19 protein-coding genes are annotated in these 21,737 nt (G+C 59.4%); 11 read left to right on the plus strand and 8 right to left on the minus strand.

Translation table 11 applies throughout. The features are described from left to right. Positions 1-339: 339 nt before the first annotated feature. From JL474_RS03805 to JL474_RS03825, 5 genes are all read left to right on the plus strand, one after another. Positions 340-810, plus strand: coding sequence for a DUF1499 domain-containing protein (locus tag JL474_RS03805; protein ID WP_203140975.1), 471 nt, complete (start codon positions 340-342; stop codon positions 808-810). A gap of 284 nt (positions 811-1,094) precedes the next feature. Further along, the gene (locus tag JL474_RS03810) at positions 1,095-1,829 is read left to right on the plus strand and encodes a glycosyltransferase family 2 protein (protein ID WP_236011974.1); all 735 of its coding nucleotides are present in this window, start codon (positions 1,095-1,097) and stop codon (positions 1,827-1,829) included. 2 nt (positions 1,830-1,831) lie between these two features. Continuing rightward, complete coding sequence (locus tag JL474_RS03815; RefSeq protein WP_203140976.1) at positions 1,832-2,500, plus strand: TVP38/TMEM64 family protein; 669 nt, start codon at positions 1,832-1,834, stop codon at positions 2,498-2,500. A gap of 6 nt (positions 2,501-2,506) precedes the next feature. Continuing rightward, positions 2,507-4,270, plus strand: coding sequence for an ArnT family glycosyltransferase (locus tag JL474_RS03820; RefSeq protein ID WP_203140977.1), 1,764 nt, complete (start codon positions 2,507-2,509; stop codon positions 4,268-4,270). Between the two features lie 39 nt (positions 4,271-4,309). After that, positions 4,310-5,977: a phosphoethanolamine transferase gene (locus JL474_RS03825; RefSeq protein ID WP_203140978.1), complete on the plus strand. Its 1,668-nt coding sequence runs from the start codon at positions 4,310-4,312 to the stop codon at positions 5,975-5,977. Positions 5,978-6,059: 82 nt separating this feature from the next. On the opposite strand, the gene JL474_RS03830 is transcribed toward JL474_RS03825, so the two are convergent. After that, positions 6,060-7,691, minus strand: coding sequence for a M28 family metallopeptidase (locus tag JL474_RS03830; RefSeq protein WP_203140979.1), 1,632 nt, complete (start codon positions 7,689-7,691; stop codon positions 6,060-6,062). Positions 7,692-7,920: 229 nt separating this feature from the next. Between JL474_RS03830 and JL474_RS03835 the strand changes: the two genes are divergently transcribed. The 3 genes from JL474_RS03835 (at position 7,921) to JL474_RS03845 (ending at position 10,664) form a co-directional block, all read left to right on the plus strand. Next, the gene (locus tag JL474_RS03835; RefSeq protein WP_203140980.1) at positions 7,921-8,946 is read left to right on the plus strand and encodes an adenosine deaminase; all 1,026 of its coding nucleotides are present in this window, start codon (positions 7,921-7,923) and stop codon (positions 8,944-8,946) included. Between the two features lie 111 nt (positions 8,947-9,057). Continuing rightward, positions 9,058-9,927, plus strand: a complete 870-nt coding sequence (locus tag JL474_RS03840; protein ID WP_203140981.1) for a diacylglycerol/lipid kinase family protein — start codon at positions 9,058-9,060, stop codon at positions 9,925-9,927. Positions 9,928-10,124: 197 nt separating this feature from the next. Beyond that, positions 10,125-10,664: a hypothetical protein gene (locus JL474_RS03845; protein WP_203140982.1), complete on the plus strand. Its 540-nt coding sequence runs from the start codon at positions 10,125-10,127 to the stop codon at positions 10,662-10,664. Positions 10,665-10,674: 10 nt separating this feature from the next. Here JL474_RS03845 and JL474_RS03850 read toward each other — a convergent pair whose 3' ends face one another. Then, a complete protein-coding gene (locus JL474_RS03850; RefSeq protein ID WP_203140983.1) occupies positions 10,675-11,421 on the minus strand; it encodes a DUF1223 domain-containing protein in 747 nt (248 codons plus the stop codon). A gap of 251 nt (positions 11,422-11,672) precedes the next feature. On the opposite strand from JL474_RS03850, the gene JL474_RS03855 reads away from it, so the two are divergent. Then, positions 11,673-13,121 carry a TrkH family potassium uptake protein gene (locus tag JL474_RS03855; protein WP_236011975.1) on the plus strand — a complete coding sequence of 483 codons (1,449 nt, stop codon included), beginning with the start codon at positions 11,673-11,675 and terminating at the stop codon, positions 13,119-13,121. Here the strand turns inward: JL474_RS03855 and JL474_RS03860 are convergent. Genes JL474_RS03860 through JL474_RS03875 form a run of 4 tightly spaced genes read right to left on the minus strand, consistent with a single transcriptional unit; the run spans position 13,074 to position 15,846 of the window. After that, complete coding sequence (locus JL474_RS03860; RefSeq protein ID WP_123634523.1) at positions 13,074-13,277, minus strand: hypothetical protein; 204 nt, start codon at positions 13,275-13,277, stop codon at positions 13,074-13,076. The genes JL474_RS03855 and JL474_RS03860 overlap by 48 nt on opposite strands. Positions 13,278-13,306: 29 nt before the next feature. After that, positions 13,307-13,972 (minus strand): alpha/beta hydrolase, encoded by a 666-nt coding sequence (locus JL474_RS03865; RefSeq protein ID WP_203140984.1) that lies wholly within the window; start codon positions 13,970-13,972, stop codon positions 13,307-13,309. A 22-nt stretch (positions 13,973-13,994) separates the two neighbouring features. Beyond that, a complete protein-coding gene (locus JL474_RS03870) occupies positions 13,995-14,645 on the minus strand; it encodes an acyl carrier protein phosphodiesterase (RefSeq protein WP_203140985.1) in 651 nt (216 codons plus the stop codon). 7 nt (positions 14,646-14,652) lie between these two features. After that, positions 14,653-15,846 (minus strand): 1-acyl-sn-glycerol-3-phosphate acyltransferase, encoded by a 1,194-nt coding sequence (locus tag JL474_RS03875; RefSeq protein WP_123634520.1) that lies wholly within the window; start codon positions 15,844-15,846, stop codon positions 14,653-14,655. Between the two features lie 235 nt (positions 15,847-16,081). Between JL474_RS03875 and recQ the strand changes: the two genes are divergently transcribed. Continuing rightward, entirely contained in the window at positions 16,082-17,926 is a 1,845-nt protein-coding gene (gene recQ, locus JL474_RS03880) for a DNA helicase RecQ (RefSeq protein ID WP_203140986.1), read from the plus strand. Positions 17,927-18,128: 202 nt separating this feature from the next. Here the strand turns inward: recQ and JL474_RS03885 are convergent, their stop codons facing one another. Then, entirely contained in the window at positions 18,129-18,686 is a 558-nt protein-coding gene (locus JL474_RS03885; protein WP_203140987.1) for a DUF4442 domain-containing protein, read from the minus strand. 141 nt (positions 18,687-18,827) lie between these two features. Between JL474_RS03885 and JL474_RS03890 the strand changes: the two genes are divergently transcribed. Continuing rightward, positions 18,828-19,832: a hypothetical protein gene (locus JL474_RS03890; protein ID WP_328797769.1), complete on the plus strand. Its 1,005-nt coding sequence runs from the start codon at positions 18,828-18,830 to the stop codon at positions 19,830-19,832. 15 nt (positions 19,833-19,847) lie between these two features. Here JL474_RS03890 and JL474_RS03895 read toward each other — a convergent pair whose 3' ends face one another. Beyond that, entirely contained in the window at positions 19,848-21,737 is a 1,890-nt protein-coding gene (locus JL474_RS03895; RefSeq protein WP_203140988.1) for a methyl-accepting chemotaxis protein, read from the minus strand.

Raw genomic sequence — 21,737 nt, forward strand, 5'->3', positions numbered from 1 at the left:
GATTTCGGGACAAGGCCAGCTCTAAGAAATGTTCTGAAACTTAGCACTGCGTGTGGAGATTCTTCAGTACTTTCTATGGTCGTCCAATTCCGCCTTCAGGCCTCGGCGCTGCAAAGCAATACTGCGCATAATGTATATTATGTTAAATAGGATATTTGGATAGAAACCCATACCATCCTCCGGTCCTACCCAGCGGTGCTCCAAATAACCGCCTCTGCTACTCTCCCTCGCCCAGAGCAATAAATCGAAGAGACAGCCCGAGCTCGTCGTCGTACCTTTATTGCTTTCACACTGGGCAAGACACTTTTCAAACAAGGTATGTTCTCAGCGATGCGACACATGGCTTCCGTATTATCCGCGCTGCTTCTTCTGGCAGGATGCAGTGCCACGCGAACGGTTCCCCCGACCGGGACCGATTTTGAACTCGATGGGTGCACGCCGTTTCTCAACTGTGTATCGAGTGAGTCTTCGGTATCCCTTTATAACGTGCCTCGTATGCCTCTGACCGGACTGTTGACTGAAAATGCCTGGAAAAGGATTCTGTCTGTGGCCCTCGATCTACCCGGTGCGACGTTGGATAACGCCCGATTTGGTTACGCGCAGATCACTTGCTACAGCGATGTGTTTGGTTTTCCGGATTACCTGGAAATATTGGTGACCGAGGATGGACAGCATCTTCAGGTACGCTCCCAGTCACTGCTCGGGTTCTATGATTTGGGGGTTAACAGGGATCGGGTTGAGACCCTGCGCGTGAATTTGCAGAACGCTGGGTTGGTTCGGGAGGCGGCCCAAACGACGGCCATAAAATGAAGTCTGGCAGGCCAATCGTTTCAGATTGCTATAAATTACAACATTCATGACTTCGGTGACTGTAAAATTAAGCGCTACCCGCCTAAACTTCACTCCGTTTTGTCAGCAGCCGCCAATACGTTGACCTTTTAGGTGGCTTTGACTTTATTTTGATATTGTCGGGGTTACCCTAGGCGCGCTGGTGCTGCGTAACGCTCTGCTGTGGCAGGATCCACGCACAACCCCCTCATGTCGTTTCCATTTGTTGTATTGATTCGTTCTATTAAGACTCTGGAGTTTCCGCTTTGAAAATTTCTGTCGTCATTCCTGCCAAGGATGAAAGTGAGAATATTGACCCACTTGTGGCGGAAATCCATCGGGCGGTTGACGGCGTTGTTCCTTTTCAGGTGATTGTCGTTGACGACGGCAGCACCGATGGTACCGGCGACGTGGCACTCAAGACGGGCGAGCGTCTGGGTTGTGAGGTCAAATGCGTCCGTCACCAGCACAGTGTTGGCCAGAGTACCGCCGTCCTGACCGGAGTTCGGCATGCGGATGGTGAGTGGATCGTGACGATGGATGGCGATGGGCAGAACGATCCGGCGGATATTCCGGCGATGATCGAATGTGCCAAGACCATGAAAAACAACATTTTCTGCATTGCCGGCTACCGCAAGGCGCGCAAGGACACCCCCTGGAAACGGTTCCAGTCGAAGCTTGCCAACCGGGTTCGGGACGCCCTGCTCCATGACGGCTGTCCGGATACCGGCTGCGGTTTGAAGCTGTTCCCGCGCTCGACGTTCCTGTCTCTGCCCTATTTCGACCATATGCACCGTTTTCTCCCGGCATTGATTCGCAGCCAGGGCGGCGATGTCGAAGTGGTGGTGGTCAGTCACCGCGATCGCCAGCGTGGCCAGTCCAAATACTCTGCCTGGAACCGGGTGTGGGTGGGTATTGTCGATCTGTTCGGTGTCATGTGGCTGCAGCGGCGCGCCAAGGTGCCGGTTATTGCCCGTGTTGATGATACAAAGGCCGGTTAGCCATGCGTTTTCTGAAAAAAGTGTCCGTCATGGTGATCGTGATGGCGCTGGCTGCGTTTGTCGTGCAGCAGGACTGGCTTGTCCATATCGCCGATAGCCAATGGGTGGCGGATTACCTTGCCCACGAAGGCTGGCCCGCTTTCCTGCTCATGTCAGCGGTGGCGATTGTTTACACCGCCGCGGGCGGTCCCCGTCAGGTTCTCGCCTTTGTCTTCGGGTACGCGTTGGGCGGCTGGATCGGAATGGCGGTTTCGACGCTGCTGACAACCCTGGGGGCTATGGTGTGCTTTCTGGTCTCCCGTTTTCTGGTCGGCGATTGGGCCCGACGTCGTTTCGGCAAGCGCCTGGACAAGGTTCAGGTCATGCTGGCTGACAGGACGGCCCTGAAAGTCCTGATGATCCGGCTTCTCCCGGTGGGCAGCAACCTCATCACCAATCTCCTGGCGGGCGCGACGCACATTCGGCTACTGCCATTCCTGGCGGGCAGTTTCGTCGGCTACATCCCTCAGATGGCGGTGTTTGCGCTACTGGGCGCCGGTATCGGGGTATCCGACCACCGCAAGATGATTCTCAGCATCGTGTTGTTTATCGTCGCCTCCATCATCGGCATTTACCTTTATCGCACCCGCAGCAGCCGTCAAATCGGTGAACTGGTTACAAAGGATCTGTGAAGTCCCATGAATCGTTCTGTCTCCCTGTCCCAGCAAATCTATGAAACGCTCACCAGTGATGAATACAGCCGGGTTGTCTGGTTTCTGCTGGCCTTTGCGACTGTACTGATTTTCCTGGGCATTGGGCTCCGCTCTCCCTGGCCGGCTGACGAGCCGAGATTCGCGGAAGTCGCCCGGGAAATGGTCGATTCCGGCCAGTGGCTGATTCCCATGCGGGGCGGCGAGCCCTACCCGGACAAGCCGCCGGTTTTCATGTGGTCGATTGCCTTTTTCTACTGGCTCACCGGCAGTCTGAAAGCCGGCTTCCTGCTTCCCAACGCCATCTGCGGCCTGATCACGGCGTTCCTGGTCTTTGATCTGGGGGCTCGTCTCTGGAGCGTGCGCGTCGGTCGCAACGCGATGCTCCTGCTGCTTCTTGTGCCGCAGTTCATCGTGCAGGCCAAAAGCGCCCAGATCGACATGATGGTGGCCTGCTGGATCACCATCGGCTGTTACGGCCTGCTGCGCCACTTCCTGGCCGGGCCGGCCTGGGGTTGGTATTTCGTGGCCTGGGCGTTCATGGGGCTGGGCATCATTACCAAGGGTGTCGGGTTCCTGCCGGCACTGATGATGATCCCCGTACTTTACCTGGCGTGGCGCCGTAAAGGCTCCTTGGCCGTTTCGCCAACCTGGACCTGCCTGCTGGGACCGGTGGTCATGTTGTTGGTGGCCGCTGCCTGGCTCGTGCCGATGGTGCTGTATGTGGACGCCAGCGGCTCCGAGATGTTCATGCAGTATCGCGACAACATTCTGTTCAAGCAGACCGCTGAGCGTTATGCGCACTCCTGGGGGCACATCCAACCCTGGTATTACTTCATTGCCAACGTCATACCATCGCTCTGGTTCCCCCTCCCGTTGATGCTGCTGGCGGGGCTGGGCCGTCTTCGGGAGGCCTGGCGTAACGAGCCGGGTGTTTTCCTGATGCTGGGCTGGATTGTTCTGGTCGTTTTCTTCTTCAGCATGAGCCCGGGCAAACGAGGCGTTTATATTCTGCCGGCATTGCCGATGTTCGCCTTGTCCCTGTCGGTGATGTACACCGGGTATCCGCTCGCACGCTGGTTCCGCCCCCTGATGGGTGGCTTGCAGGCGCTGCTGGGCGTCGTGCTGATCACGGTCGGCGTGCTGGCCTGGTGCAATCTACCCAGGCTGGTCGAGAAAGCCGCGGATTACACCAAGGATCTCGGGCAGCTGCACGAGGCAGGCAGCGTGTTGATTGTGGCCGGTCTGATCTGGCTGCTCTCGTTGTTCTTCCTGCGTAAGCAACACGCCCTTTTGCGCCTGCTGGTCGCAATGTCGCTGACATGGGCGCTGCTGTCGACCTGGGGCTATTCGGTGCTCGAACCGTTCCGCACGCCCCGAAATGTGCTTGCCAATGTGGAGAGTACCGTCGCCGGTGAACCCGATGCGGAACTTGGGCTCATCGAATTTAAGGAACAGTTCATCTTGTTCTCTAAAATGGACGTGACGCAGTTTGGCTATTTCAACCCTCCCCAGGTTCAGGAACGAACCGCCTGGCAGTGGATGAAAGCTGCCGAACACCGTTATGTGCTGGTTTCAAGCCGCGAAAAACTGGACTGCTTCCGAATGCAGGACGGTCAACCCATGGGAGTGGCGCACAGTGAAACGTGGATATTGCTGTCGCGGGATGCGATGACGCCGACCTGTCCGGCGCCCAACCCGGACAAGCGTAAAGTATTCACCACACCCAACCCGGGTCGATGGCTGGACTAGCAAAGCCGCACGAACCTAGATTTTCAGACGAGGGTATTTATGGCGCGTTCCAGGCTTTTCTCGCCAACGATGACCAAGTTCCAGTTGATCCTGCTGGTTTCGGTTTTCCTGATGCTGGTTGGCAATCAGCAGTTCTTTGCCAACATTACCAAGGTTTATCCGCTGGACTGGTCCACAGCGCCGTTTCTTGCGTCGATTGCCGTCGTGTTCACCGCCGCACTGGTATTGCTGCTGTCGCTGGTCTGTTTTGGACGAAGCACCCGCCCTATTCTGATCCTGTTGTTGATGCTGTCGTCCTTTGCCGCCTATTTCATGGACAGCTACAACGTCGTGATTGATGCCGACATGCTTAATAATGTCGTGCACACCAATGTCGACGAAGCCGGCGATCTGTTTTCCTGGCGATTGGTGGCCTATGTGGTTCTGATGGGCATCCTGCCGTCCCTGTTCGTCCTGCGGGTGCGAATCGAGCCGGTGCCCTTCAAGAAGGATCTTCTGTCTTCGGCCAAGATGTTCGGCGGATCGCTGGCCCTGGCGGCCGTGTTGATTGTCAGCCTGGGCAATTATTACGCGTCATTTTTCCGCGAGCACAAGATTCTTCGTTACTACGCCAACCCCACGTTCTACATCTACTCGACGATCAAATTCGCCGGGCGCTATGTTGAAACCGCTCCCCGGGCATTTGCGTCGATTGGCGACGATGCCCACATTCCGCCGGAAGATCAGGATCGTGAGCTGGTGATCATGGTCGTGGGTGAAACGGCACGGGCCGATCATTTCTCGCTCAACGGGTACAAGAGGGACACCAATCCCTTCCTTGAGAAAGAGGAAAACCTGGTCAACTTCAGCAATTTCTGGTCTTGCGGAACGTCGACGCAGGTCTCGGTGCCCTGCATGTTTTCCGAGCTGGACAGGGATAACTACTCCGAAGAAAAGGCGGACAGCACCTCGAACGCCCTGGATGTTCTGGCCAAGTCGGGTGCTAACGTCCTGTGGCTGGACAACAACTCCAGCTCAAAAGGCGTGGCCGACCGGGTCGAATACCACAGTTATAAATCGTCCGACCTGAACCCGGAATGCAGCGGTGAGGAATGCCGGGATACCGGAATGCTGACCGGCCTGGACGACTACATCCGCAATCACCCCAAGGGCGACATTTTCATCGTGCTGCACCAGATGGGGAATCACGGGCCAGCCTATTACAAGCGGTATCCCAAGGAATTTGAGCGGTACACGCCGGTCTGTAAAACGAGCCAGCTCGAGGAATGCAGTCAGGAAGAAATCATTAATGCTTACGACAACGCCATTTTGTACACGGACTACTTTCTGGACCAGGTGATTGGCGTCCTGAAGCGTTACACGCCTGAATTTGAAACGGCCATGTTCTACCTCAGCGATCATGGTGAATCCCTGGGCGAATATGACGTTTACCTGCATGGATTGCCGTACATGATCGCACCGGATGAGCAGAAGCATGTGCCGGCCGTCATGTGGTTTGGCAGCAGCTACGACCGGGTCAAGGTAGACCGCCTGCGCAAGCATAAGGACGACCATTTCACGCAAGACAACGTCTTCCATACCATTTTGGGGCTGCTTGAGGTCCATACGGCGGTTTACAATGGCAAGATGGACATCCTTCAGCCGGCCGTCGTGCACGACGATTGGGAAGAGAAGGACAAGACATCCGTTGCGACAGAGGACGAATAAGCCGCATCGGATGCAGAGAGACACTAAAAAGGGGCGCCCGGAGGCGCCCCTTTTTTTATGCCGCTCCAAACGGCGAAGGTCACTATTTGATCCAGTGGTTGCCCCAACGCGCCACATCACGCCCCTGCTCTACGGAGAGCGCCCGTGCGCCCAGGGTCGATGATGAGTTGGCCGCATCGATTTCTTCATCGATCAGGCGCGTCGACAGGGAAAGCCAGCTGGTCACGAAGGCGACGGCATCGGCGTTGATTTCAAACGCCTCGTCATCGAGATTGGTGATGTCGTCGCAGGCAGCGTGATAGCAGGGGTCGAACGCCACATCCGCCTCGCCGCCGAATTTGTCGGCCTGCTCTTGTGTCTTCAACACTTCCGCGCCGGTGAAGAGGCCACCGAAGGCGATGTCGTTGTCGAAGTAAGCCGCATAATCAGAGCGGAAATCGATTTCCGTGCCCTCGGACGGCAGTCCGCGGAGATTGAAGTACTCCTCAAACAGGCTTTCGATGGCAGCCGATCCGGGCGGTCCCTCAAGACCAAAGTCCGAACCATCGCCGTCGTAGATGAAGTAGGCGAAGTTGGGCGAGGCGATCATGTCGAAGTTCAGGTACGCCTTGATGCGCCCTTTTTCCTCGTCCGACAGGCTGTCGACGTAGTAAGTCGACCCCACCAGACCGGCTTCTTCCGCGCCCCACCAGGCAAAGCGAACCTGGTTACGCGGATGCGCCCGCTTCATTTGCAGCGCCAGCTCCAACAACGCCGAAGACCCAGAGCCATTGTCATTGATGCCAGCGCCGTCGTAGACCGAATCCAGATGGGCACCAACCATCACGACGTTATCCGAATCACCGCGCCGGGAATTGGTCACCACGTTGTAGGTTTCGGTTTGCTCACGCACGACGTTGGCGACCATGTTCAGTTCCAGGCCGTCGGTCTGGGCCCAGGCTACGCCGTTGTCGTAAGTTGCAAAGAACACCGGAATACCGCCGGAGTAATCTTCACCCAGGGTGGCGCTGATCAGCCCGGTTCGATCTTCCGTGTCGCCCTGATTGAAGATGATTACGCCAACGGCACCGGCGTTTGCGGCGTTCTCGGCCTTGAGGCCGAAGTTGCAGGCGCCTCGTTGCACCAGCGCGATGGCCCCTGCCGGGAAGCCGGCGAAATCCGCAGGCTCGCAGCCACTGGTCGAGGCGTTCCCCGCGCCCAGGTCCAGGTCAACCGGCACGACGGGTCCGGTCACGTTGCCAGGCTCAGTCTGGGACAGGTAGTTGAAGTCCTCCTCCCACACATAACTCTCAGGCGTCGGCGCCGTTGCGGCCAGTTCGCCGTCGGCTTCGGGATAGAACGCGGTGAACGGGAACGTCTGAACGGTCACATCGTAACCCGCGCTTTCCAGCGTCGATTTCACATAGTCCACCGACGACTGGTAGCCGGGCAGACCGGCCGCCCGATTGCCGTCGTTGGCCTGGGCGATGCTGTACAGCATCTGTTCGTGATACTTGATGTTCTCCACCTGCATGCAGCGCGGCAGCCCGAACGGCGTGCTGTTCAATATGCCGGCGCGACATTCAAAGAAACCCAGGTGATCCGGGCTCCAGAAGCGGTTCAGCAGGTCGCTGGTGGAGGGTTGATCGATCGGCAGCTGAGGCGCTGCCTGCAAGTTGAAAGCAAGAAGACATGACCCCAGTCCCAGGGCCACATTCGATATAGCCAGTTTCATTTTTTTCTCCATTCCTCGGAGTTTTTATCCCGGCAAGGGCAGCGCAAGGCCTCCCTTGCCGCGCTGGCACCACTACGTCCTTCGGTGCTGTTAAAAAAGCGTAGACGCAAATGGCCGAGTGCAAAAATTAAACATTCACATGGCATCGGCTAATCAGCGTCCGAGCCCGCTGGGACGCGGCTTGAGCGACTGTGATAAGGTTCTCGAAAATTGCTTTCAAGGAAATGGTATGACCGAGTCCACTCTCGCCCTCGCCGACAAACTGCCCAAGGCGGAGCTTCATATGCACCTGGAAGGGAGTCTGGAGCCGGAGCTGATGTTCGCCCTGGCCCGCCGCAATGGTGTGAGCCTCCCCTACCCGGACGAAGCGGCGTTGCGCCAGGCCTACCAGTTCAACAACCTGCAGGAATTCCTGGATCTCTATTACAGCGGGATGTCGGTCCTGTTGACCGAACAGGATTTCTACGACCTGACCTGGGCCTATCTCGAGCACTGCCAGGCTGACAACGTGGTCCATACTGAAGTGTTCTTCGATCCTCAGGCCCACCTGGAACGGGGCATCGCCTTCGACATCCAGTTCAATGGCATCTACAAGGCACTGTGCGATGGGCGTGACAAGCTGGGGATCAGCTTTCGTCTGATCCTTTCCTTCCTGCGTCACCTGAGTGAAGACAGTGCTTTCGAGACGTTGGAGCTGGCGACCCCTTACCTCGACCGAATCGATGGCATCGGACTCGATTCCTCGGAAATGGGCCATCCGCCGGAGAAGTTCGAGCGGGTGTTCAAACGTTGCCGGGACCTGGGGCTCAAGGTCACCGCCCATGCCGGGGAGGAAGGCCCGCCCGATTACGTCTGGCAGGCCATCAAGCAACTGGAAATTCAACGCATAGACCACGGTAACCGGGCCCTCGAAGACGAACAGCTCACTGCGCTGATTGCCGAGAAAGGCCTCACGCTGACGGTCTGCCCCCTGTCCAACCTCCGGCTGTGCGTCGTCGACACGCTGGATGATCATCCCTTGCCAACCATGCTGGAAAAGGGGTTGCACGTCACGCTGAACTCAGACGATCCCGCCTACTTCGGCGGCTACGTCAACGCCAACTTCCACGCCATGATCGAGCATCTTCACCTGACGCCCGAGCAAGTCGTCCAACTGGCACGAAACAGCTTTGAAGGGAGCTGGTTGAGCGACGCCGACAAGCAGGCGGCGCTGGCCCGGGTCGAAGCCGTCTGGCAGGCCCACACCGGTCACTGAGCCTTCCACGAAGCCGGCGTCCCTGTGGTGAATATGGCATCCGGGGGCCGGCTCCTCTATAAAGGATGGGTACCACTCCAGACGATCCCGGCCAGTGAGGGTAAGGACACCATGACGACCTGGTTAATAGCCAATCCCAAGGCGGGCGACGGCCAGCGCGGTGCCGATTTCTGGTCTCCACGGCTCACCGACGCGGGCGTGACCGGATTGGAAATCTGCGACCTGGAGGATCAGGGGTGGATGCGGCGGGTGCAATCCGATGACCGGGTGCTGGCGGCCGGAGGTGATGGCTCGGTCAACCGCGCCGCCGCCCTGTGCCTGGACACCGGCGCCACCCTCGGCATCCTGCCCTCAGGAACGGCTAACGATTTCGCCCGCAATCTGGGGTTGCCCGAAGATCCGGTCGCCCTGTGTGAACTGATAGCCAGCGGTAAAACGCATTGGCTGGATGTGGCCCGTTTTGACGACCAGATTTTTCTGAATGTCGCCCACATCGGTCTGGGAACCTGGCCGGTGCGGGAATCGTCCGGCCAGACCAAGCGTCTCCTTGGGCGTTTCAGTTACGTTGCCACATTACTGCGCCGGGTAACGGACAAACGGGGTTTCCGGGCCATTATCGAGTGTGAGAACGGCACCGTCGCCGGGCGCTGGCTATCGATCGCGGTAGCAACCGGGGCGTTTTTTGGCGGCGGCAATGAGATTCCTGAAGCCTCCGCCAACGATGGCCAACTGGATATTGTCGCCGTCAAACCCCGGTCTTTGCTCCGGCTTTTGCTCACCTTCCTGAGAGTGCGTATCCTGCGCCGCTCGCCCGGGCACACCGATACGGTCGTGCACCTGAAAAGCCCCTGGTGCCGCGTGGTCACCCGCAAGCCCAAGACCGTTACGGCCGACGGTGATGTGGCCGGTAAAACACCACTGGATGTGACCTGCCAACCCGGCTGCCTGAATGTGATCTGTGAACAGGTGGTATCGACCTGAGCTTTTCACGACCGCCAATGAGATTGCGGGTTCGGTTTGGCATTTCTGACACCTTTTATGTCGAATTCGCCACTTCAACAAAACGTCGGGTCGCGCGAGCATAGCGTCTCGTACATGAGCACTTTCAACCATCGTCTGTGAGCCGGTAGGCGCCGTATAATAGAGGCGATGTCTGCAAGACAGAGAGGGAACGACGAATGAAACGCAACACGCTGTTAGGCCTGGGTTTGCTGACTGCAGGCCTGCTTACCGGATGTGCCACCACCACGACCGATGGCATCTCGGTCAAATACGCGACGGATGACCTCCAGGACCAGATCCTCGTCACTTCGGAGCTGTACGATCAGCCCTTCACCGGCTTCCCGTCGCCATCCGACTACTTCTTCGCCGCGTCTATCGATAAACAGAGCGGCCAGAAGGCCTATCAGATCAACCTGCTGGTCAATTCCGAAGACTGGAAACGTTGGGACCAGCTGCAATTCAGCCGGAACGGCGAGCCGGTGACCCTACCGCTGGCCTGGCAGGGCGCGGACATGACCTGCAATGATTACGGGTGTGCCCACACTGAATACGGCGTGGCCAACCTGGATGAATCGACGCTGCAGTATATTGCCAGTCAGAGCAGCCCGGTCGAAGTACGCATGCGGTCATCCCGCGTCGACAGTCATCTCGACGTCAAGGTGCTTCCGGATGAGGCCCGGGCATTCCTGGACAAAGCCGATCGTCTGCCGATGTAAGCCGACGCCATCAATCCAGATAGCCGCCGACAGCCTGGACGATTTCCGGGCTGTCCGGCGGCGACACCCAGACAGCCAGCGCGGTGCGCGCCTGCCCGGCCTCGGGCCTGGGTGGCAAGGTGACCGACCACGGCGACCCGCCTTCCGGATGAGTCACACCCAGCACCACGAAATCATGGGTCAGCTCACGCCCCCGGTTTTCTCCGGCTTTCACTTCGGACGTCATCCCCATCCCGAGATAGGCCACATTGAGCCGCTGTCCCGGCTGATACCCCGCGTACGCCACCGTCAGTCGCTCCTGTCCGTCCAGCGTGGCGGTCATCTTGCCTACATTGGCCGGTGTTGACTGCCAATCCCGGTGCCCCTGAAACCAGTCGCGCCATTCGTGGCTGTTAACGACGATGCCCGGCGTGTAGGCCTGGCTGACATCCCCTGCGGCCACATAATCACGCTGGCGAGCACTGAAGGCCGGATCGGCCATGCGATCCTTCCAGCCGATGTAATCCCAGTAATCCACATGGAACGCCAGCGGGATGAAGGACTGGAACACACCGGGCCTGGATTTCAGGGATGACAGCCAGCGATCTGCGGGCGGGCAGCTGCTGCAGCCCTCGGAGGTGAAGAGTTCCACGGTATCCGTCGATTCGGAACCGCTTTCCCAGCGTTTGACCGGCTCCGCGACCACGGCGCTGGAGAGACTGAAGGCAAGAACAGGAACCAGGAAACCCTGGATTAAAACGCGTCGGGACAATGGCATGGCGGTGGCCTCGAACGTTGTCATTTCTGCCGGGCGAAGCGGTGTGTACCGTATGTTTCTGGTTCGAGTCACAGAGACCGGGATGGTTCCCCGGAAACCTGCTCCGGTTTGTTTCGATGGAAAACATGAAAACAGCGGTCATGGCCTCCCTTATTGACTAGGATTATGACAACATTCGCCTTTCGCGGCGCTTGAAGGTACCCTTCGCGCATCGCGACCGGCCGGCCGTTCATGGAATGACGTTGTTCTGAATGAGAAACCTGTCTCCCGTTACCTATATCGTTAGCATCATGATGGTGCTGCTCAGCATCTTCATGGCCATTCCTGCCGTGCTGTTTCTGGGCGATGCCAGCGCCAACACGACCGCATTTACCTATCCGGCCATCGGTGTCCTCGCGGCAGCGGTCATCGGCATTCTGCTGACCCGCAACCGTTCGCATCGGCTCCAGCCCCGGTACATGTTCGTGCTGACCGTCAGCAGCTGGCTGATCATCTCTATCCTGTGCGCCCTGCCCTTGTATTACAGCAACCTGGACCTGTCGATGACAGATGCCATTTTCGAGAGTTTCTCGGGCATCACCACGACCGGCTCCACGGTGCTGAGTGGCCTGGACGCCATGTCGCCGGACATCCTGCTGTGGCGTTCGATCATCCAGTGGATCGGCGGCATCGGGATCATCGGCATGTTCGTGGCCGTCCTGCCTTTCCTGGGGATTGGTGGTATGCGCCTGTTCGCGACCGAATCGTCGGAATGGACGGAAAAAGCGCTGCCGCGGATGAAAAGCCTGAGTCGCGGCCTGCTGTTTGTCTACTGTGGCCTCACGCTGGCCTGCATCCTCATTTACTGGGCGTCCGGCATGACCCTGTTTAATGCCGTGAACCATGCCTTTACCACGATTTCGACCGGGGGCTACTCCACCTCCGATCAGTCCATGGGCCAGTTCGATTCCAACCTGATCCTGTTTGAATCCTCGATCTTCATGGCCCTCGGCAGCATGCCGTTCTTCCTGTTCGTGCGGGAGCTGCATGGCCAGCACTGGGTCCTGTTCCGGGACCAGCAAGTGCGGGCGTTCCTGGGGCTACTGGTGGTGGCGGCGCTGGTGATGACGGTTTACCGGCTCTGGATGCACGAGGAGCATCCGGTGGACCTGTTCGTGTCGGCGCTGTTCAACGTGACGTCGATCGTGACCACCACCGGCTACGCCTCGGAGGATTACCTGCAATGGGGATCATTCACCAGCGTGGCGTTCTTCTTCCTGACCTTCATCGGCGGCTGTTCCGGCTCGACCAGCGGCGGCATGAAGATCTTCCGCTTCCAGCTGTCGTTCATGGTATTGCGGGAGCAGTTCCGGCGCCTGTTGCACCCTCGCGCGGTGCTGACGCGGAACTTTAACGGGCGGGCCGTGAGTGACGAGATCATCGCGTCGATGATTGCCTACGTCTTCGTGTTCCTGATGTGTATGGCGGTGATGACGCTGTGCCTGTCGCTGATGAACGTGGACCTCACCACGGCGCTGACCGCGTCCATTACGGCGCTGACCAACGTGGGACCCGGCCTGGGCCCGGTGATCGGCCCCGCCGGGAATTTCGCGTCCCTGCCGGACGCCGCCAAGTGGATCCTCAGTGCCGGCATGATCCTGGGGCGTCTGGAGCTACTGAGCGTGATTATCCTCTTCTCGCCGGCTTTCTGGCGAACCTGACACCGCCTTGTCCGCGGATGCCTTCTCAATCGGCTGGCGACCGGTCTCGTCCGGCGCCAGCACCGAATGAAACAGCACGCCCTTGGAAATCGCCGACGCCAGCATGATCAGCAGCGCCAGGATGGTGACGCGCACAATCACCTTTTGTGGCGTCATTCTGGAACGTCGGCGAAAAAACACGGCAATCAGCCCAGGTTAAGGTGTTTGCTGAGGAACTGACCGATATCCAGGATTTCCTCCAGACAGACGCTGTGGTCCATCGGATAGGTTTCGTAGCTCACGTCGTAGCCCATGTCCTGCAGGGTCTGTACGCTCTTTTTGCCCAGGCTTTCGGGCACCATCGGATCGTGTGTGCCGTGGTAGATCCGGATGGGGATGGCTCGATTGGCCTCGGAGAGCTTGATGGACTGGGCGGTCGCGAAATAGGTGGACAGGCCCAGAATGCCTGCCAGTGGCTTGTCGTAGCTCAGCCCCACTTCATAAGCCACCGCCCCGCCCTGCGAGAAGCCGGCGATGACAATCCGCTTGCTGTCGATGCCCCGGGCGATCTCCTGCTCGATCAGCTCCACGATCGCATCGGCGGATTGACGCAGCTGCGCTTCATCGACGGTGCGATCAATGTCCATCGCCTTGATGTCGTACCAGGCCGGCATGTGCATGCCGCCGTTGATGGTCACCGGCAGGTTGGGCGCGTGAGGGAAAATAAACCGGATACCGGCGTCCTGCGGCAGCCGCAGCTCCGGCACCACCGGTTCGAAATCGTGGCCGCTGGCACCCAGGCCGTGCAGCCAGATGACGGCGGCATCGGGATTCGGCCGGGTTTCGAGTTCAATGGTCTTGAGTGTGGTCACAATTACCTCACAGCGTCTGTTTTCAGGATTGGGAATCGTCGGCAGTGTATCGAATCCAGTGCCAGGGCTCACCTGCGGTGGATTCGATCGGTGTTTCCGTCTGGCGGCTTTGCACGTGGGCAATCAGCTCGGGCATGAACTCCAGGAAATGGCGCTCCAGTTCTTCATCATGGGCCCGGATCTCTTCGATGACACCGTCAAAGCGATTGGCAAAGCGGATGCGGCCGGCAATCCGGTCCAGTGCGAACCCCACCTGCTCCAGATCCCGGTAGGCATCAAACCAGTCGTGACGAATCATCCGTCCGACAACCGTCGCCATATGGGACGGCATCAGGTGCTCACCGGCCTCCAGGTCGGCGTAGGCCCCGGCCACAAAGGCGTCGAAGTCGACCGCCGCGAAGGTGGCCCAGTGGCGAATCAGGAAGTGGTCGTACAGCACGTCCAGAGCAATGCCCGCAAAACGCCGACGGCGTGACGAGAACAGGGCCTTGGAGGCCCGGACCTCCGGATGCTGGTCGGTGTAGGCGTCCACCGTCCAGTGATTCTGCAAGCCATGACGAACCGGCGCCGACAGCGCCTCGGTATCCACACCCCGGGCGAAATCCCCCAGCAGATTGCCGACACGTGAAGGCGTTGTCGGCTGGGCCAGAAACAGGTGCGCGAGGTGGTTCATGACCGGATCAGCCGTCCGTCAGCGGCGGCGCCAGGGCTTTCAGCATACTGTTCACCGGGTTGGCGTACATCGCCAGCAGGAAGGGATGTAATGCCCGGTCCACGGCACCCAGGCGCCGCTCCAGTTCGGACCGTGCGGCTTCGATATCCGCTGGTGACCAGGCCTCTGCGGTTTCGATGGTTTCCGGGACCTGGGGTTCCGTCTGATGGCTCAACTGGTTTACCTGGCTCATGTCGTAGGCAATGAGGTTGGAGGCATGCAGGTGGTAATGGCGATGCATGTCCTCATCGATGCGCGCGGCCAGTTCTTTCGCCGAATCCGGCGAGTCGCTGATGGGCGCCCCGAAATGCACGTGCACATGGCCCTTGAATCCGGTCAGGCCCTGCACGATCTGATCGGTGTCCTCATCGGCGTGCTTCTGGTAGGAGCCGGTGCGGGCACGAGCCTCCAGCTCGCGCGCCTTGGGCACATCGCAGGGGTCGTATTCGTAGGCGATGGAAACCGGCACGATGCGAAGTCGATTCATCGATTCGGCAAAGCTGATGCCGGACTTCTTCTGGCTCATGTAGAACATCTTGATGATCGCCGGATCCGTCAGGTCCAGGCCATCCTTTGCGCGCCCTTCACGCTGGGCGATCCAGATGCTCTGGTTGTCCTCGATCGAATGATGGATGAACGCCGAGAGCGTCTGGTAGGCGTCCCGCATCTCCCGCGGGCTCGACATGTTGCGCTTGACCACGAAACTCTTGTTGAGGCGCATCATCTCGGCAAACAGCCGGTTCTGGAGCAGGTTGTCGCCGATGGCGATGCGAGTGGTCTGCTGCTTGTTCTCATGTAGCAGGTAGTTGACCACCATGGGATCGAATACAATGTCCCGATGGTTGGAAATGAACACGTAGGCCGTGTCCTTATCCAGTCCCTCAAGTCCGGAATGACTGAGCCGGGTGGTGGTTCTCTCGATCAGTTGACCTACGAGGGGGTTAAGGCGAGCCTGCAGGCTGCCAATGGAATCCACACTGCCGAACTCGCGCTTCAGCCAGCGGCTGATCCAGAAGCGGGTCACCGCGGGCGCGAGACGGGTCATGGTGGGCGCCTTGAAGCGGCCGATAAGCGTCAGGAACTCCGGGTCGTTGACCAGGCGGCTGATGGCATCCGGGGTTTCATCATCCCGGTACGGCCGAATTGCATCAAAATCCTGCATGGTGTCCTTGTTGGATATTTTTTGGGGCGATAACCGCTGGCTATGCCCATCCATGCCATGGCCTTGGGCGGGCGACGTTCAGGTCGCCGAGTCAAAGACCTGTCGGCAAGTTTAGGTGGCGCCATTCTACCGCGCCAGATCAAAGGGCGACATTGTACCGTCCCCGACGGTGAGAAAAAGGCCCTGTCTCTGGTATCCTTCTCGCCTTCCATTCATCTGCCGCCCTGAACCTTCTATGACCCTGACCGAAACGCCACCGGCCACCGATCCCGAAAGCCTCAAAGCCCGTGCCCAGACCGTGCTGCACGACACCTTCGGTTTCGAGGATTTCCGTCCGCTCCAGGGCGACGTGGTCGAGGCGTTGCTGCAGGGTGAAGACGCCCTGGTACTGATGCCCACCGGCGGCGGTAAATCGCTTTGTTATCAGGTGCCGGCCGTGGTGAGGCCGGGCGTGGGCATCGTCATATCCCCACTGATCGCGTTGATGCAGGATCAGGTGGCGGCGTTGAACCAGGCCGGAATTCGCGCCGCCTTCCTGAATTCCACCCAGTGGCCGGATGAAGCCCGGGATATCGAGAACGCGCTGGTCCAGGGAGAACTCGACCTGCTCTACTGCGCGCCGGAACGGTTGCTCCAGCCGCGCATGCAGCAGCTATTTCACCAGGCGCCACTGTCCCTGTTTGCCATTGATGAAGCGCACTGTGTGTCCCAGTGGGGTCATGACTTCCGGGAGGACTACCTGTCCCTGGACATGCTGGAGCGGGAATTTCCGGCCGTTCCCCGGATCGCCCTGACCGCCACGGCCGACGAGCGCACCCGCAAGGAAATCGCCGAGCGCCTGCATCTGACCGACGCCCGCCATTTTGTCAGCAGTTTCGATCGTCCCAACATCCAGTATCGAATTGCAGAGAAGGACAACGCCAACAAGCAGTTATTGGCGTTTATTAAAGAGGAACATCAGGGCGATTCCGGGATTGTCTATTGCCTGTCGCGTAACAAGGTGGAAGCCACCGCCAAGATGCTGAGCGACAAGGGCTATGCCGCACTGCCCTACCACGCGGGTCTGCCGGCGGATACGCGAGCGGCGCACCAGGAGCGCTTCCTGCGGGAAGACGGCATCATCATTGTCGCTACGATCGCTTTCGGCATGGGGATCGATAAACCCGACGTGCGCTTTGTCGCCCACCTCGATCTGCCCAAGAGTATCGAAGCCTATTATCAGGAAACCGGCCGCGCGGGGCGTGATGGCGCGCCCTCCAATGCCTGGATGGTCTATGGCCTGCAGGACGTGATCAAACTGCGGCAAATGCTGGAGTCGTCGCCGGGCAACGATCAGTTCAAGCGCGTCGAGCGCCAGAAGCTGGATGCGATGCTGGGGCTCTGTGAGGTGGTGGACTGCCGCCGCCAGGTTCTGCTGCGCTACTTCGGCGATGAACTGCCGGAACCTTGCGGCAACTGCGACACCTGCCTTGAGCCGCCGAAAACCTGGGACGCCACCGTGGCCGTGCAGAAAGCGCTGTCCTGCGTGTTCCGGACCGGCCAGCGATTCGGCGTCAACTACCTGATCGACGTGCTGCGCGGCGCCGATAACGAACGCATCCGCAGTATGGGACACGACAAGGTCAGCACGTTTGGCATTGGCGCCGATATGTCAGCCCGGCAATGGAAGAGCGTGTTCCGTCAATTGGTGGCCAACGGCTCGCTGCAGGCGGACGCCGAAGGCTACGGCGCGCTCAGCCTGACCGAAACCTGCCGTCCTCTTCTGCGAGGCGAAGAAACGGTCTGGCTGCGGCAGGATCCGGAACGCAAGAAAACCAGCAAAGGCAGCGCCGGTGGCAGCAAACGCCAGCTGGTGGTCAGCGATCCCGATGGCTGGGAAAAGCTCCGTGCCCGCCGCAAGGAACTGGCCGACGAACAGGGCGTCCCACCCTACGTCATCTTCCACGACGCCACCCTGCTCGCCATGCTGGATCAGAAACCCCGGGACCTTGAGGCCATGGGGGAAATCAGCGGTATCGGCGCCGCGAAGCTGGAAAAATACGGCGCGAAGTTTCTAGAGGTGCTCGGGACGCTGGACTGAGCTTTACCTGGCAATCCTGCGTGGGCTGACTGTAGGTTGGGCTGACGCAGGAAGCCCAACAATTGGTGTTCAGGCATCACAATATTTCCGGATTGCGCGCCGCTCTGAGGCACCATCCATTTCTGGCGACTGGCCACAACCGTCGGGCATATAAGCTTCGTCTTCGGGATAGCGCCTGTTGAGCTTCCTGCGTCAGCCCAACCTACGAGTGGCCAATGGCTTGCTCAAATCCTTTCTTACGTACCCGGTAATGCGCTACTGAACGGGCGACCAGCGTGCCCGCTTCGTCTTTCAATTCGCCTTCCAGCGTAAATGCGGCTCGACCGGTGGTGTCGGCGTCCGCCTGGATAGCGCTTCGCGTGGCTTCAGCCATGGTCAGTTCGATGGTGACGTCGCTGTTGGCCGGTTCCAGAAATTGAAGTGACATCTCCTTGAGGATGGGGATGTAGTCAGGCCCCAGGTCGAAGAGCGTCATCACACCGCCCGGAATTTCTGCCACCAGGAAATAGGCGCCGGCGTAGAGGCTGCCAAAGTGATTGCGATTGCCCTTGAGCGCAATGCGCGCCCGTACGTAACCCCGGCTGACCGCCTCGACACGGAACCGGTTGCGGGTGGCGAATGGAATCGATAAGCCGACCAGACGGTTCACCATCCGCATGCCGCCATGGCGTTGCAGCCAGTTCAATGGTTTTTCCAGCCCCGCTTCCGGATCCAGGCCGGCCAGCCAGTCGCCGGTCATTGCTATCAGTCGATTTCGCATGGTGTCATCCCTTTCACAGTGAACCGCAGATTCCCAAAATGGGACCCGGGATACAACATTTGTCATCATTTAATGTTTCACTGACTGCCGTCGTGGCCAAAGCCGCTACACTGACAGAAGTGGTACCGCATAGGACGTGCTGTGTTGTTACGCCGAGGATTCTCATCGGGGGCTGACCAGGCAGAGCCCCTGGCCCTTATCCGTCATATCCTGATCTCGCTTTGCCGGGGCTGCCTGGTTGCCGCATGCCTGATGCAGCCGGTTGCCGCATTCCCGTCAGACGAGCACGCCGAAGCAGAACCACCTAAACAGATTATCCTCTGGTACCGCAACTACGACAGCCCTGCGATACAAGCGCTGCTGGATCTGGCGCTGCAAAAGACTCCGGAATACGGTCCCTACACGATCGTGCGCAGCCCGGAAATGAATCAGGGACGAGCCCTGAGGGAATTGGCGAGCGACCGTTCGCGGTCCGTGCAGGTGGCCAATGTGGCGACGACGCCGGAACGGGAAGACAACCTTCTCGCCGTCACCATCCCGATTGATGGTGGCCTGCTGGGATACCGGGTGTGCGTGACGACGAAGGACATGCTACCCCGATTCAAGGGCATCACCCGGCTGGCCGACGTGCGGGAGCGCCGGATCCGCTTTGGTCAGGGGCGCCACTGGCCGGACACCAAGATCCTGGAAGCCAACGGCTTGGACGTGGTCACCCATCCCGGCTTCGAAACCCTGTTCGATATGCTGGAAGGTGGCCGTTTCGAATGCTTCGCCCGGGGTGTCAGTGAGGTGTATTACGACCTGGACTTGCAGTCGGACAAGAACCTGGTCATTGAGCCCACGTTGCTGTTCACCTACACCATGCCGAACTATTTCTTTGTGGGCCGCAGTGACCTCAACCTGGCGGTCCGGATCCAGCTGGGGCTGGAGCGTGCGATCGCCGACGGCAGCTTTGCTGACTTTATAAACACCTACTACACCAAGCCCGTCCAGGCACTGCACCTGTCCGACCGCCATGTGTTCCATCTGGGCAATCCCTGGCTGCCGGGCGGCGTGCTGGGCATTGGCAAGGATGTGCTCCAGGACATGAAGGTCCGGATACAGCTGGGCGAGGAACCGGGATCCCGGCCCTCGCCCATCGAGTGACGATTCAGTTCCGAATCAGACCTTGAAGCGTTCCACATTGTCCTGAAGGGACCGGCCGATCTCGTCGATCTTGCCGCTGTAGATGTCGTTCTCGCTGGTTGCGGCGGCCGCCTCCTGCCCCTGGTCCGCAATGCGATTGATGGAGGCGTTCAGCTCTTCGGTCACTGAGGTCTGCTCTTCAGAGGCCGTGGCGATCTGCGTGGTCATGTTGCTGATGGACGTGATGGCCTCGGCGATCCGGTTCAGTGAATCCATCGCGTCCTGGGCCTTCTCCATGCTGACGTTGGATACGGCGCGGGACTCCTGCATCACGTTGACCGCGTTATCCGCCCCCTTCTGCAGCCGCTCGATCATGGCGTTGATCTCTTCGGTGCTGTCGTGGGTGCGGCGGGCCAGGTTGCGCACTTCATCTGCCACCACCGCAAAGCCCCGGCCGGCATCACCGGCGCGGGCGGCCTCGATCGCGGCGTTCAGGGCCAGCAGGTTGGTCTGCTCGGCCACGTCCTGGATGACTTCCAGGATCGTGTTGATCTGGGTAACGTCCTTGCCGAGGGTTTCGATGACTTCAGCCGCCTGGCCAATTTCGGCAGCCAGACGCTCGACAGCGTCACGGGATGCCTTCACTGTTTCCTGCGTGGATTGGGCGTCCTGATCCGCGGTATTCGACGCATCCGCCGTTTGCTGGGCGTTCTGGGCGATTTCGTTGGCGGCCGCCGACATCTCGTTGATGGCCGTGGCCACCATATCGATCTCGGTTTGCTGGCTTTCCACGCTGTTGCGGGACGCGCCGGCGGTCTGGCGCAACGATCCAACGGCGTCGCGCAGTTCGATCGCGCCCCGCTGCACATCCCGCACGACAGTCTGCACGTTGCCGATAAACGCGTTGAAGCTCTCGGCGGTCTGGCCGAACTCGTCATGGCTATCGACGTCCAGCCGTTGGCTCAGATCCGCATCGCCGCTGGCAATGTTCTTCATCGCGTCACGCAGGTTACGGACCGGCTTCATCAGCACGCGCACACCGATGTTGAGCAGGATCAGCGTCACGATAATGCCAACAATCGCGACGATGGTGCCGGTGACCCGGGCAGATTGCACCGGCGCCATGATCTTGTCGTCATTGGCGAAGGCGCCGAGGTACCAGTCGACGCCCTGGGCGCCCTTGATCGCGTGGAAGCTCACGCGCCAGTCGGCATCCTTGATGGTGTAGGTGTGGGAGGTGCCATCCAACTGCGGCGCACCGCCAATCAACTCGTTGATTTTTTTGCCGACCAGCTTCCGGTTGGGATGATAGAGAATCACGCCCTTGTCATTGATCAGCGTGGCGTAACCGGTGTCGGCCAGGGTCACCGGGGACAGGATGTGCTCGATGGTTTCCAGGGTGATGTCACCGCCGGCCACGCCCTTGAAGGTGCCCGACTTCACCGGGGCCACCGTGGAAATAATCATGTTGCCGCTGCTGACGTCCTGGTACGGCTCTGTGAACGTGCCAGTGCCGCCGGACTGGCCCAGTTTGTACCAGGGGCGCACGCGGGGATCGTAATCGTCGGGCAGCGTGGCGTCATCGGCCGGTGTCTTCATCAGCATGTAGCCGTCTGCACGCCCGACGTATACGTTTTCAAACCCGCCACCCTGGGTGGCCGATTGCAGGATGGCCCGGGCTTCATCCTCACCGTCCACCTGGCGCAATGCGCTGGCGGCGCCTTCGGTAATCGCCAACCGGCTGTTGAGCCATTCGGCAATACTCGCCGTGCTTTGTGCGATGGAGTCGTCGATCAGCGCATTGACGTAGGTGTCTGTCGTCGACACCAGGCGGCGGTCGCCCATGACGGCGTAGATGCTTACCACAAGGATGAGAAGGATGGCGACGGCTGTCAGCAGTTTCTGGCCGAATGACATACTGCGCAT

Origin of the sequence: Marinobacter mangrovi (assembly GCF_016798325.1) — a bacterium.
Taxonomy (GTDB): Bacteria; Pseudomonadota; Gammaproteobacteria; order Pseudomonadales; family Oleiphilaceae; genus Marinobacter_A; species Marinobacter_A mangrovi.